The sequence below is a fragment of the Selenomonas sp. FOBRC9 genome (assembly GCF_000287655.1).
Classification (GTDB): domain Bacteria; phylum Bacillota; class Negativicutes; order Selenomonadales; family Selenomonadaceae; genus Centipeda; species Centipeda artemidis.
In genome coordinates this window covers 1-11927 of sequence record NZ_ALJR01000037.1, presented here as the reverse complement: position 1 = coordinate 11927, position 11927 = coordinate 1, and the positions used below count along the sequence as shown (strand labels likewise).

Sequence of the window (11927 nt, the reverse complement as noted above, 5' to 3'; positions counted from 1 at the left end):
TAGGGAAACACTGAAAAATTCTTTTGTTGCACGATTGAGCTCCGAAATATTACAATAGAGGAAAACAGCAACACGACGAGAGAGAGGCAACATCATGGTGCAGCAAACCTTTACCGACATGGAGTACGCAAACCGCAAGAGAACAACACGCCGTGAAGCCTTTCTGGAAGCCATGGAATCCATCATTCCTTGGAACGAATGGATGGCACTCATCGCGCCGTACTATGTCCAGAAAGAGCGCGGCAGAAAACTGATCCCCCTAGAAACCATGCTGCGTATGTACCTTATGCAGAACTGGTTCGGTCTTTCCGATGAGGGAATCGAGGATGCAATTTACGACAGCTATGCCATGAAACAGTTTCTGCGGATTGACTTTTCCACAGAACAGACACCCGATGCCACGACACTTCTGCATTTTCGGCATCTGCTGGAAAAGCACGACATCGCCCGCAAGATTTTCGATGATGTGAAACAACGCCTAGACGCGTCTGGACTCATCATGCACGGCGGCACGATTGTTGATGCAACCATCATTCATGCACCGAGTTCGACCAAGAACGCGACAAAGTCCCGTGACCCTGAGATGCACTCCACGAAGAAGGGGAATCAGTGGTACTTCGGCATGAAGATCCATTCCGGTGCGGATGCCGGAACAGGATACGTCCATACGATCACAGCGACCGCCGCCAACGTGCACGACATTACCCAAACCCATGCGCTGATCCGCGAAGATGATCATACGGTCTATGGGGATTCGGGGTATCTCGGTGTGGAAAAACGCACGGAAATCCGAGAGAGGTCCGAGCTTTCAGACGTGGACTACCGCATTGCCCAAAGCCCCTCGCAGAAGCGCATGACGAAAGAATACAAAGGGACGAATTGGGACAGGCAGATCGAGCATGCGAAAGCCTCGGTTCGCAGCAAGGTGGAGCATCCTTTTCTCATTGTGAAGCGTCTGTTTCATGCGGGTAAGACAAGGTATCGCGGACTCAGGAAGAACCTTCTGCAATACGATCTACTCTTTGCATCGGCGAACCTCGTCATGTGTTTGAGGGCAGGAAGGCAGAGGGCGTTCTGCATGACAACGGGATAAGTGTGCCCTTTTTCTCGAACCTCCCGTTCAAACGGGAGGTTCGGGGAAGAAAAAGGGGCAATGAGAGCAGTATTGCACGCTCTTTTGTATTGCAATTTGTGAAATTTGTGTCTGCGGATCAGCTGGCTGTGATTATCCACTATTTATCAGTGATTCCTTAAGTATGTATAAGTATTAGACTTATAAATAATTAAGCATAAGATTTTCACAATGAGAGCCGTATGCCAAACAAAAAAAATCCCTGCACGAAGAATACGTACAGGGGATCTCGTTGCTGTGATGTTGTTGGGATTACGCTATAGGATCTCGAGGAGGTCGCCGACCATGATGCGCGGAAACCGTTCGCCCACGAGGAGGATGTCGCCCGGTTGGAGTTCTTCACCGTCATCGTTTTCTGCGAAGCGCAGTGTGACGTGTCCGTGCTCCCGGATATTTTTATTCGCATCGGAGCCGAGACGCGCAACGCTGTATTCGCGCTCCGCGATGAGGATGGTGTCGCCGGGCACAACGTCCGCCGTGAGGTTGCCCTTGGTATGCGTGAGTACCATGTTCTCATAGGCAAGCGGGACGCCCTTGTCAAAGATGATGAGGCTGCCGCGTGTCCGGAGGAGCTGCAGAGCGAAGTCTCCAATGGCGGTGAATGTGACGCTGTATTTCACGATGATCACGATCCTTTCCTGTGATGCTCTACATTGAAGGAAGCATTATCGCATCCTCTTTTGTATAGGGTTTGATATCGATCACGCTGCTGCCGTCGAGGGCATCGAGGTGCCGGACGCGGAGGATGTCCCCGTCACATGCGACAAGCTCCACGATACAGAGGGAGAGCGGATTGGGGCGTCCTGGGGAACGCGTTGCAAATACGCCGTGGATCTCGCGCGCTGCGGGCGGCAGTGTCTTTAGGATGTCGCGTTTCGCCAGATGCGCCCAATAGAGGACGATGAGATGCGTGTGTTTTTCGATGCGAAAGAGCCCGTCTGCGAATGCGGGATGAATCTCGATCTCGGAGACGGTATCGCCGAAACAGCCTTGGCGCGGGATGTCTTTGAGTTCTTTGTAGTCGTTGTGAACGATTCCGATTTCTTGCAGCTCCATACGTTCTCCTTTCCACAATATCAAATCCTGCTTATGTTGTGCGCGCATACCTTGATGCCGAGACGGCAGCGCCGTCCCCCTGCGAGACGCACATCAGACGATTCCTACACGAGCTCCGGCGCCGGGCGTGCGTTCTCGATCGGAAATGCAGCATAGAATCTACGTTAAACTCTTTACCCGCTCCCCCTCGGGCGTCTCTGTGAGACGCAGCATGAGGAGCGGGTACAGCGCCTCAACGGGGAGCGTGCCGCCCGAAAGCACACCGAGCTCAGCTGCGCGGACGCCCACCTCATAGCGCGTGATATCCGCGCCGTCGTAGACGCACTGCGTTGTCAGCACAACGGTGCGGCCGCAGTCGTGGGCGTAGACGAGTGCGGGGAGCAGACTTTGCTCGTTGATGAGCGGCACACCGCCGCTGCCGAATCCCTCGATGATGAGTCCGCGGTACCCCGCATTGACGTATACGTGCACAATATCCGGAGGAATACCGGGGTAGAGTTTGATAACGGCGACACGTTCATCGAGTACATCGCGCAGGTGAAACGGCGCTGCAGGAGCGGCCTGTACATCTGCCGTATCCCCATCAATGGAAATATCCGGCGCGCCGATGCTGCGGAAGGCATCATCACGGACGGTGTAGAGCTTCTTTGCAGCATTGCCGCGGATGACGCGCCCGCCAAAGGCGAGCACGACGCCGGGGCGGCCTGACAGGGCGACGCGATGCGCCAAACGAAGATTGTCCTCCGCATCGGAGCCGGATACGCCGAGCGGACGCTGCGATCCCGTGAGGACGACGGGACGATCAAGGTTCTCGAGCATATAGTAAAGGGCGGCGGAGGTATACGCCATCGTATCCGTACCGTGGGTGACGATGAATCCGTCGTAGTCGGTACGCAGATCGTCGATCTCGCGTGCAAACTCCTCCCAATACGCGGGTATGATATTGCAAGAGTCGAGGGAGAGATAGTCACGTATTTCGATCTCATCCCACTCCGCGCCCATCGCTGTGCGCAGTTCTTCCCCCATGAGGACGGGGCGCAATCCGTGTTCTCCGCAGCGTGACGCGATGGTGCCGCCCGTTGTGATGAGGAGAATTTTAGGCATGGGGCAGTCCTTTCTTTTCCCGCCGGCGCGCGGTAAAGTCGATCCACATGTGCCGGAGCGTTGTGAGCGGGTGGTGCAGGAGCATCCGCGGGCCGCTGTAGCGCATGACGTCGCGCACCTGTGCGCGCATGTCCTTGCTGTAGCAGTGCACGGGGCAGACGGAGCAAAAGGACTTGATATCCATGCGCGGACACCCTTCGACACGGCTCAGCGCATAGTCAAGCAGCCGGCGGCAGTCGGAGCAGAGCGCTGTGATTCCGTACGCCGCAGATGTCCGCCCCGCATGCCCCTTGCCGCGGCAATAGATGGCGATCATCTGCTCCATGATGCGGGCTTCGTGGACGCGTTTTTCTTCAGTGTTCATCGGCGTGATCTTTCCTGTGGGTTCGTTAGGACTTTGCCTTGCGCGCTTCCTGTGCGCGGCGGAATTTCTCGAGGAGATCCATTTTGTGCTCCATTTTCTGCACAAATGTGCGCGCCGCGGCAAGATCGTCGGCATCAGGATGGTTCGCTGCGCGTACCCAGCGCTCCTGCGCCTCGGGACTGTTGTGCGAGTCGTCCTTTGCGCCGCGCTTGCGTTTTTCGATGAGGGCGGGGGCGAGTTTGCCCTGTGCGGAGAATGTGCCGAGGATTTCACAGCCCGCGCCGAGGAGATATCCCGCGCGCGCAAAGGAGGTGACGGCGTGCTCGGAGCCTACATCCGCGCCGTGCGTCTGAAAGAGGGCGACGCGCGCATTTTCGACGCGCGGGAGATACGCCTTCATGAGATCGTCGGGTCCGCCGCGCCGCAGCCAGTAGCCGAGCGCTACCGCCTCGTACGCAGAGAGATCGGCCGGGGCATCCTGCACGCGGAAGAGATCGGCGCCCGTCTCCTCCGCCATCGCGGCGGCGACCGCCTTTGTATTGCCCGTGACGGACGAATAGATCACAGCCCATTTCCTCATATCTGTGTGCTCCTTTACTAATGATGTTCATACTATTACAGCACATTTCCCCCGCCCATGCAAGCGCAATCATCACACAGCGGTTGAAATTTTGCCTGCGGCATTGTAAAATCAGAGAAAAAGGAGGCGACAAAAATGGCTGTCGTTATTGAACTCACCGGTGAGGAGGAACGTCTCGCCGAGAGCTATGCAAAGGTGCACGGGACATCCGTGGAAGAGGCGATGAAACGGAATTTCTTCGAGCTGATCGAGGACGAATATGATGCCGCCGTCGCGGATGCGGCGTATCGGGATTATCTTGTAAATCCAAAGACCTATTCGCATGAGGAAGTTTGGAACGCGCTTTTGGGGGACGAATGAAATACCAATTCATATACTCGGCGCGTGCGCTGAAAGAACTCGAAAAACTGGATCGCTATACGAAGCGTATGATCAAATCATGAATCGAGAAGAATCTCATCGATTGTGAAGATCACCGTGCACACGGTAAGGCGCTCACGGCAAACCGAAAGGGAGAGTGGCGCTATCGAATCAGCGACTATCGTTTGATCTGTCTTATCAAGGATAATGAGCTGGTCGTTTTGGCAGTGAATGTCGGTCACAGAAAAAATGTTTACACATGACAACGCTTTATTAAGATTGCTACGCAACGGGATACACCGATGTGCTACAGTCTTTTTTTATCCCCGCATTCTCATTTTAATTATTTTATTTTGAACTATTGAAAAGTGAACTCGATTCAAGTATTATTGAGATAGTCATTTTATTGAGTTTTATTATCAATATGGGGATCTTTATTGAACGAAGGAGGTTTACTATGCTGCAAAGCAAGAGTTGGGACGGTTTTGAAGGGGGCGTCTGGCAGGAAGAAGTCAACGTGCGTGACTTCATCCAGCGCAACTACACGCAGTATGACGGTGACGAGCGCTTCCTCTCACCGCCGACGGATGCGACCAACCGCCTGTGGGGACGTGTACAGGAGCTTCAAAAAGAGGAACGCGCGAAGGGCGGCGTCCTCGACATGGAGACGGAGGTCGTCTCGGGGCTGACGGCATACGGCCCCGGCTACATCGATCCCGCGCTGAAGGATCTCGAAAAGGTCGTCGGTCTCCAGACGGATAAGCCTCTCAAACAGGCGTTCATGCCGTACGGCGGCATCCGCATGGCGGAGGAAGCACTCGAGAACTACGGCTACAAGGTCAGCCCGAAGCTCCACGAAATCTTTACGAAATATCATAAGACGCACAACGAGGCGGTCTTTGACGCATACACGGACGAGATTCGCGCGGCGCGCCGCAGTCACATCATCACGGGACTGCCGGATACCTACGGGCGCGGGCGCATCGTCGGCGACTACCGCCGCGTCGCGCTCTACGGCATCGACACACTCATCGCGTTTAAGAAGGAAGAACTCCTCAACTATGGCGACGGTGTGATGACGAACGACGTCATCCAACAGCGCGAAGAGCTGTCCGAGCAAATCAAGGCGCTCAAGGGCATGAAAGAGATGGCGCAGATTTACGGCTACGACATCTCGCAGCCCGCGCGGAATGCCCACGAGGCGGTGCAGTGGCTCTACTTCGGCTATCTCGCGGCGATCAAGACGCAGAACGGCGCGGCGATGAGCGTCGGGCGCATCTCGACGTTCCTCGACATCTACATCCACCGCGACCTCGAAAACGGCACCCTCACCGAGTCGGAGGCACAGGAGCTCATCGACCACATCGTGTTGAAATTCCGCATGGTGAAATTCGCGCGCATCACCTCCTACAACGAGCTGTTCTCTGGCGACCCGATCTGGGCGACGCTTGAGATGGCGGGCATCGGTATGGACGGACGCCACATGGTGACGAAGAACGACTTCCGCTTCCTCCACACGCTCGAAAATATGGGTCCCTCCCCCGAGCCAAACCTCACTGTGCTCTACTCGTCGAAACTGCCCGAGACGTTCAAACGCTACGCGGCGCGCATCTCCATCCGCACGAGCTCGATCCAGTACGAGAACGACGACGTGATGAAGCCGGAGTGGGGCGACGATTACTCGATTTGCTGCTGCGTCTCGGCGACACAGACGGGCAAGGAGATGCAGTTCTTCGGCGCGCGCGCGAACCTCGCAAAATGTCTCCTCTACGCCATCAACGGCGGCGTGGACGAGAAGAGCGGCGTGCAGGTAGGGCCCGCGTACCGTCCGATCCGTACGGAGTACCTTGAGTACGACAATGTCATTAAGAAGTACGAGCGCATGATGGACTGGCTCGCCCACGTCTATGTCAACGCGCTGAACGCCATCCAGTACATGCACGACCGCTACTACTACGAGGCGGCGGAGATGGCGCTCATCGATACGGACGTCCGCCGCACGTTTGCAACGGGCATTGCGGGCTTCTCGCACGTCGTCGATTCACTCTCGGCGATTAAATACGCGAAGGTGAAACCCATTTATAACGGCGACGGTGTTGTCGTAGACTATGAGACGACGGGCGATTTCCCGCGCTACGGCAACGATGACGACCGTGCGGACGAGATTGCAAAATGGGTGCTGAAGACCTTCCTCGCGAAGATCAAGTCGCGCCACACCTACCGCAACTCCGAAGCGACGACCTCCATCCTCACGATCACGTCGAACGTGGTTTACGGGAAATACACGGGCGCGATGCCGGACGGGCGCAAGGCTTGGACGCCGCTCGCACCGGGCGCGAACCCGAGCTACGGCGCAGAGTGCTGCGGTCTGCTCGCGTCGCTCAACTCCGTCGCGAAGCTCCCGTATCACTGGGCGCTCGACGGCATTTCCAACACGCAGAGCATGAACCCCTCCGCGCTCGGGCACAGCGAGGACGAGCGCGTGACGAACCTCGTCAGCTCGATGGACGGCTATTTCGACCAGGGGGCGCATCACCTCAACGTCAACGTCTTTGGACGAGAAATCCTCGAGGACATCATGGAGCATCCGGACAATCCCGCGTACGCGAACTTCACCATCCGCGTTTCGGGCTACGCCGTCAAGTTCATCAGCCTGACGCGCGAACAGCAGCTGGACGTCATCTCCCGTACGTTCCATGACCGGCTGTAAGGGGCGGATCAACGCAACGGAGAGTTTCGGCTCGGTTGACGGTCCCGGCATCCGCTTCATCGTCTTTGTGCAGGGCTGCCGCTACCGCTGTCAATACTGCCACAACCCGGAGACATGGGAGACGGAGGGCGGCTACGAGGCGACGCCGGAGGAAATCTTTCGGCAGGCGCTGCGCTACCGCCCCTATTGGAAGAATACGGGCGGCATCACCGTCAGCGGCGGAGAGCCGCTGCTCCAGCTCGACTTTGTAACGGAGCTCTTTCGCCTCGCGAAGGCAAAGGGCGTGAACACCGCCGTCGACACGGCGGGCGAGCCGTTCACAGAGGCGGAGCCGTTCTTTACGAAGTTCGAAAAGCTCCTGCCGCTGACCGACCTCTTTCTCCTCGACCTCAAGCACATCGATCCCACGCGTCACAAGCAGCTCACAGGCACGGACAATCTGAGCGCGCTCGCGCTCGCGCTGTTCCTCTCTAAGCACGGCAAGCGGATGTGGATCCGCCATGTCCTCGTGCCGGGCTATACGACGGACGAGGGGGATCTCCGGCGGCTGTCCGAGTTCATCCGCAGTCTCGCGACTGTCGAACGCGTCGAGGTGCTCCCCTATCACGCGATGGCGGTACATAAATACGAGGAGCTGCGCATCCCGTATCGCCTCGACGGCGTGGAGCCGCCGGATGCGGCGACAATCGCGCATGCGGAGGAGATCCTGCGTGTCGCGGACTATACGGGCTATATGAAACAATAAAAAGAGAGTGTTGACGATACGATATTTCTGCGTCAACACTCTCTTTTTACATGCAGCGACAGTGCTATTTGGAAGGCGTAAGCAGAGCAAGCATAAAACTAAGTGATGCGGCAGCTTGGATGCATAGCAAGGCATGAGGAGAACGCAAAGGAGTCGCAGTTAAGAGCTGCGTCGACTGCAGCATTCAAGGAAATAGCGATGCCGGGCGCCAGGCTCCCGCGTCACGACTTACATAGCCGGATGACCGCATCCTCCAGCAGCTCTTCCCCCGCCTGCCCCGTCTTCATCAGATAGTCCGCATCGGCGAGGACGAGCATTACACTCTCGAGCGTCGATTCACGAAAGCCCTGCGCGCTGCGCCCAAGTTTCTCCCCGATGAAAGGATTCAGCTTCATGGCGGCGCCCAGCCCCCGCAGCGGCGTTCCCCGCGCGAGGAGGCGTTTTGCCTGCCACAGTTGGCGCGTATTGCGCGTAAGGAGTGCGAGGAGAACCGTGAAGTGGACGCCATCCGCCATGCAGCGGGCGAGGAGTGTAAGGGCGCGCGCGCAGTCCCGCGCATTCACCGCGTCCATGAGGGCAAAGACGGAGACCTCCGGCATCTCGGAGAATGCGGCGCGCAGGTCGTCCTCTGTAAATGTTTTCTCGTCCGTGTAGAGCATGAGCTTTTCAAGCTGACGATCGAGGAACTCGAGCGAGATGGTCTGCATCATGCCGGTGATATTGAGGAAGAACGCGCGCGCCCGCGGGTGCATTGCTCGCCCCATCTCTCGCAGGCGCGCATTCAGCCACGGCTCGATCGTCCACGGGCGCAGCGCCTCGCTCTCAAGGATGCGCCCCGATTTTTCGACCGCCTTGTAAATTTTCTTCCGCTTGTCAGGCTTTGCGTGCAGTGTAAAGACAGCGTAAGTGCTCAGTGGAAGATCCGCGAGGAGTTCGCACAGTGCGTCCGCATTCGTATCCTTCTGCGCAGGAGCATCGGACTCCTCCGCCGCCTCCTTTTTCTTCCCGCCGCCAAAGAGCGATGCACCGTGAACGAGCACAACGTTTTTTTCGGTAAAGAACGGAATTGTCTCGAGCGACTCGGCGAGCGCGGACATCGACGGCATTTCCTCATAGCGGACCAGTGCATCGGCACGTTCGCTTTCATCAGGAAGCAGCCGGCGCAGGATCGCCTCCTCCGCGCGCGCGATATAGTACGGCTCCTCGCCCGCAAGCAGGAAGATGTGGGGCAGCTCGCCGCGGGCGAGCGACGCCATAAAATCCGCGTAGTTCATCGGTAGCGCGCCATCTCCGCGCGCACGGTTGTCTCCTCTGTATGCCCCGAGTAGAGTACCGTATCGGGCGGCAGTGTAAAGACCTGCGACGCGATGCTCTCCCAGAGCGTGCGCGTATCGCCGCCCGGGAAGTCCGTGCGGCCAACGCTCGCATAGAAGATAGTATCCCCCACGAACGCAGCGCCGTCCCGCGCGCTGTAAAAGATGCAGGAATCCGTCGTATGTCCGGGTGAGTAGCGCACCTCGAGCGTCATCGTGGGATTCGCCGCGAGCGTGATGATCTCCCGGTCGGCGAACGTCTTCACGTCCGAGAGCGTCACGGGCGCGCCGCCCCATATGGAGAGGTTCCACCGCGGATCGCCCGCATAGCGCGCACTGTCTTCGGCAGCATAGACAGGGCAAAGGATGTGCCGCCGGAATGCCTCCACGCCGCCGATGTGATCAAAATGACAGTGCGTTAAGAGCAGTTTTTCAATCGTCCAGCCCTTCGCCTCGGCATAGGCAGCGAGCCGATCGCCCTCCGCGCCCGCATCAATCAAAAATCCGTGTTTCGTCTCGTCGTCGATGTAAAAGAACGAGTTGGTCTCGATCATATCGCCGACGGTGATGCACTCGATCATCGTAGTCTCCTTTATTTCGTCCATTCGTAGGCAAGGCGCGGCGACCGGTCACGCACATAGATCGTGCCGCAGAGGATAAATCCGCTGCCCTCAAGACAGCGCTGCATCGGTAGGTTATCCTCGTGTGTGTCCGCGCGCAGATGGTCGTATCTCTCGCGGGCGAACGTGAGGATGTCGCGAAAGACGCCGCGCTCCGTACCGTCGCTCGCCGCGCGGTGAATCGTCGCATAGGGAGAACCGTCCCGCCACGCGCCGCCCTCGATATATGCATAGATGGGATCCTCGCCCGGGATCAGTGCGAAGGCGGCATGGATACGCGCATCCGCATTTTCGCATACATAGAGCACGCCGCGCGCCATATCCGCCTGTACGATCTCCCCAGACGGATAGCCGTCCGTCCACTGCACTGTATTGCCCGCCGCGCGCATAAAGGCGCGTGCCGCCTCATAGATGCGCAGAATGTCCCGGGTGTCCCGATCCGCTGCCCGCCGTATCGTCATATACGTCTCCCCCGCCTTTTTGTTTTCTATTTTACACGAGGATGCACGATTTGGGAAGAAGAAGTATTGACCAAAGTCATTGGACAGCTTATAATTTTTATAGAGAAAAAGAACGCAGGGTTGAAGAAAGCCGGGGGATGCTATGAGCTCCTATCGAATGAAGTCGTGGGAAGAACTGACCATTTGCGACGACTATATGTTCAAGCTGATTATGAGCCGCAAACGCATCTGCAGGAAGGTGCTCGAGCGCATTCTGCACGTCGAGATCAGCGACATCCACTACCTCGAAGCGGAAAAGCCGATGAAGCCGAGTTACCGGAGCAAAGGTGTCCGTCTGGATGTCTATGTGCGGGACGACGCGCATACGGTCTACAACATCGAGATGCAGGTTCGCCAGCCCGAGGGCGACGGTCTTGCCAAGAGGACGCGTTACTACCAGTCGATGATCGATGCGGATCTTCTCGCTGCTGGTGCAGATTATGATGAACTCAACCAAACGATCATCATCTTTATCTGTCCCTTTGATCCCTTTGGTAAAGATCAGTGCATCTACACATTTGAAAATCTCTGCAGAGAAGATACGTCTCTTTTGCTGCGGGACGGCGCGCAGAAGATTTTTCTCAACACAAGGGGCACAGCGGGCGACGTCAGTGACGCACTCAAGGTATTTCTCTCGTATGTGGACGGCGTACTGAGCGGCGACGCGCTCGTACAGGAAATTGAAGATGAGATTCGAAAAGTGAAAACGGAAGAAGGAGAGAGGGTGGAGTATATGACATTTGCTATGAAGATGAGAGACGAGTGGAAGGCCGGTATGTCCGAAGGGCGTATGGCGGGACGTAAAGAAGGCCGCAAGGAGGGCATAAAGGAAGGTGCGCAACAAGATCGGGGAGTCTGTGAAGAAAAGTCTGTAAATCGGATCTTCTATGATGTGTGCAAGTGTTAATCAGGCAATCTGTTCGGATACATAATCGCCAGTTCGCCTCGGATTTTACCCCAGTTCTTTATCGGCATCGTCCATTTCTTAGTGGCTTCAAACGTCGTCAAATAAAGAACCTTTAATAACGCTTGTGCACTAGGAAATACGCTCCGTTGTCGATTTAATCTGCGGTATGATGCATTAAGACTCTCTATGATATTCGTGGTATAAAATGCGGTGCGAACACCCATAGAGAACTTGAATATCGGTGTTATGACGTCCCAATGATCATACCATCTCCGCATGGCCGCTGGATAATGGGAACTCCATTTTTTATCTGCCTCTTCTAGTCTTTTGAGGGCGGTCTTTTCATCAGGAGCCGTGTATATGCTGCGAAGATCCTTGGCAAAGAATTTCATGTCCTTATGCGCCACATATTTCAGGGTATTGCGTACCATGTGTACGATGCAGCGCTGATGCTCCGTTTCCGGAAAGGCCGCCTCTACCGCTTCCTTGAGCCCGCTAAGCCCGTCAGAGCAAAGGATAAGAACATCTTGAACCCC

Annotated in this window: 14 protein-coding genes and 1 pseudogene; 6 read left to right on the top strand and 9 right to left on the bottom strand. The window is 56.5% G+C overall.

Annotation, left to right across the window (positions count from 1 at the left end):
• The first annotated feature begins 94 nt into the window (after positions 1 to 94).
• Positions 95 to 1093, top strand: a complete 999-nt coding sequence (locus HMPREF1147_RS08880) for an IS5 family transposase (RefSeq protein WP_009658575.1) — start codon at positions 95 to 97, stop codon at positions 1091 to 1093.
• A 296-nt stretch (positions 1094 to 1389) separates the two neighbouring features.
• On the opposite strand, the gene HMPREF1147_RS08875 is transcribed toward HMPREF1147_RS08880, so the two are convergent.
• The 5 genes from HMPREF1147_RS08875 to HMPREF1147_RS08855 all read right to left on the bottom strand — a co-directional run bounded on the left by HMPREF1147_RS08875 (position 1390) and on the right by HMPREF1147_RS08855 (position 4236).
• Entirely contained in the window at positions 1390 to 1761 is a 372-nt protein-coding gene (locus HMPREF1147_RS08875; protein WP_009658570.1) for a PTS glucitol/sorbitol transporter subunit IIA, read from the bottom strand.
• A 19-nt stretch (positions 1762 to 1780) separates the two neighbouring features.
• Positions 1781 to 2188, bottom strand: coding sequence for a tRNA (N6-threonylcarbamoyladenosine(37)-N6)-methyltransferase TrmO (gene tsaA / locus HMPREF1147_RS08870; RefSeq protein ID WP_009658571.1), 408 nt, complete (start codon positions 2186 to 2188; stop codon positions 1781 to 1783).
• A 159-nt stretch (positions 2189 to 2347) separates the two neighbouring features.
• The gene (locus tag HMPREF1147_RS08865) at positions 2348 to 3292 is read right to left on the bottom strand and encodes an asparaginase (protein ID WP_009658576.1); all 945 of its coding nucleotides are present in this window, start codon (positions 3290 to 3292) and stop codon (positions 2348 to 2350) included.
• Positions 3285 to 3656 (bottom strand): nitrous oxide-stimulated promoter family protein, encoded by a 372-nt coding sequence (locus tag HMPREF1147_RS08860; protein WP_009658579.1) that lies wholly within the window; start codon positions 3654 to 3656, stop codon positions 3285 to 3287. The genes HMPREF1147_RS08865 and HMPREF1147_RS08860 overlap by 8 nt, the downstream gene beginning before the upstream one ends.
• A 25-nt stretch (positions 3657 to 3681) precedes the next feature.
• A complete protein-coding gene (locus HMPREF1147_RS08855; protein ID WP_037351363.1) occupies positions 3682 to 4236 on the bottom strand; it encodes a flavodoxin family protein in 555 nt (184 codons plus the stop codon).
• A gap of 135 nt (positions 4237 to 4371) precedes the next feature.
• Between HMPREF1147_RS08855 and relB the strand changes: the two genes are divergently transcribed.
• The 4 genes and pseudogenes from relB (at position 4372) to pflA (ending at position 8051) form a co-directional block, all read left to right on the top strand.
• Positions 4372 to 4596: a type II toxin-antitoxin system RelB family antitoxin gene (relB, locus tag HMPREF1147_RS08850; protein ID WP_009658581.1), complete on the top strand. Its 225-nt coding sequence runs from the start codon at positions 4372 to 4374 to the stop codon at positions 4594 to 4596.
• Positions 4593 to 4859: pseudogene (locus HMPREF1147_RS11700) on the top strand (type II toxin-antitoxin system RelE/ParE family toxin). Before relB ends, HMPREF1147_RS11700 begins: the two are co-directional and overlap by 4 nt.
• A 194-nt stretch (positions 4860 to 5053) precedes the next feature.
• Entirely contained in the window at positions 5054 to 7306 is a 2253-nt protein-coding gene (gene pflB / locus HMPREF1147_RS08845; RefSeq protein WP_009658580.1) for a formate C-acetyltransferase, read from the top strand.
• The gene (gene pflA / locus HMPREF1147_RS08840; RefSeq protein WP_009658573.1) at positions 7293 to 8051 is read left to right on the top strand and encodes a pyruvate formate-lyase-activating protein; all 759 of its coding nucleotides are present in this window, start codon (positions 7293 to 7295) and stop codon (positions 8049 to 8051) included. The genes pflB and pflA overlap by 14 nt, the downstream gene beginning before the upstream one ends.
• 221 nt (positions 8052 to 8272) lie before the next feature.
• On the opposite strand, the gene holA is transcribed toward pflA, so the two are convergent.
• Genes holA through HMPREF1147_RS08825 form a run of 3 tightly spaced genes read right to left on the bottom strand, consistent with a single transcriptional unit; the run spans position 8273 to position 10445 of the window.
• Positions 8273 to 9325 carry a DNA polymerase III subunit delta gene (gene holA / locus HMPREF1147_RS08835; RefSeq protein ID WP_009658578.1) on the bottom strand — a complete coding sequence of 351 codons (1053 nt, stop codon included), beginning with the start codon at positions 9323 to 9325 and terminating at the stop codon, positions 8273 to 8275.
• Complete coding sequence (locus HMPREF1147_RS08830) at positions 9322 to 9945, bottom strand: MBL fold metallo-hydrolase (RefSeq protein WP_009439515.1); 624 nt, start codon at positions 9943 to 9945, stop codon at positions 9322 to 9324. Before HMPREF1147_RS08830 ends, holA begins: the two co-directional genes overlap by 4 nt.
• Positions 9946 to 9956: 11 nt before the next feature.
• Entirely contained in the window at positions 9957 to 10445 is a 489-nt protein-coding gene (locus HMPREF1147_RS08825; protein WP_009658577.1) for an acetyltransferase, read from the bottom strand.
• 157 nt (positions 10446 to 10602) lie between these two features.
• Here HMPREF1147_RS08825 and HMPREF1147_RS08820 point away from each other — a divergent pair, with 157 nt between their 5' ends.
• Positions 10603 to 11391 (top strand): Rpn family recombination-promoting nuclease/putative transposase, encoded by a 789-nt coding sequence (locus HMPREF1147_RS08820; RefSeq protein WP_009658574.1) that lies wholly within the window; start codon positions 10603 to 10605, stop codon positions 11389 to 11391.
• Here HMPREF1147_RS08820 and HMPREF1147_RS08815 read toward each other — a convergent pair.
• On the bottom strand, positions 11388 to 11927 hold a 540-nt coding region (locus tag HMPREF1147_RS08815; RefSeq protein WP_037351362.1), incomplete at its 5' end, for an IS256 family transposase. The two genes, HMPREF1147_RS08820 and HMPREF1147_RS08815, sit on opposite strands and share 4 nt — an antisense overlap.

What these genes read in the sequence shown, in the direction of transcription:
- HMPREF1147_RS08830 (WP_009439515.1), bottom strand. Translation starts at nt 9,945, where the DNA reads ATGATCGAGTGCATCACCGTCGGCGATATGATCGAGACCAACTCGTTC.
- tsaA (WP_009658571.1), bottom strand. Translation starts at nt 2,188, where the DNA reads ATGGAGCTGCAAGAAATCGGAATCGTTCACAACGACTACAAAGAACTC.
- pflA (WP_009658573.1), top strand. Translation starts at nt 7,293, where the DNA reads ATGACCGGCTGTAAGGGGCGGATCAACGCAACGGAGAGTTTCGGCTCG.
- pflB (WP_009658580.1), top strand. Translation starts at nt 5,054, where the DNA reads ATGCTGCAAAGCAAGAGTTGGGACGGTTTTGAAGGGGGCGTCTGGCAG.
- holA (WP_009658578.1), bottom strand. Translation starts at nt 9,325, where the DNA reads ATGAACTACGCGGATTTTATGGCGTCGCTCGCCCGCGGCGAGCTGCCC.
- HMPREF1147_RS08855 (WP_037351363.1), bottom strand. Translation starts at nt 4,236, where the DNA reads ATGAGGAAATGGGCTGTGATCTATTCGTCCGTCACGGGCAATACAAAG.
- HMPREF1147_RS08825 (WP_009658577.1), bottom strand. Translation starts at nt 10,445, where the DNA reads ATGACGATACGGCGGGCAGCGGATCGGGACACCCGGGACATTCTGCGC.
- HMPREF1147_RS08880 (WP_009658575.1), top strand. Translation starts at nt 95, where the DNA reads ATGGTGCAGCAAACCTTTACCGACATGGAGTACGCAAACCGCAAGAGA.
- HMPREF1147_RS08865 (WP_009658576.1), bottom strand. Translation starts at nt 3,292, where the DNA reads ATGCCTAAAATTCTCCTCATCACAACGGGCGGCACCATCGCGTCACGC.
- HMPREF1147_RS08820 (WP_009658574.1), top strand. Translation starts at nt 10,603, where the DNA reads ATGAAGTCGTGGGAAGAACTGACCATTTGCGACGACTATATGTTCAAG.
- relB (WP_009658581.1), top strand. Translation starts at nt 4,372, where the DNA reads ATGGCTGTCGTTATTGAACTCACCGGTGAGGAGGAACGTCTCGCCGAG.
- HMPREF1147_RS08860 (WP_009658579.1), bottom strand. Translation starts at nt 3,656, where the DNA reads ATGAACACTGAAGAAAAACGCGTCCACGAAGCCCGCATCATGGAGCAG.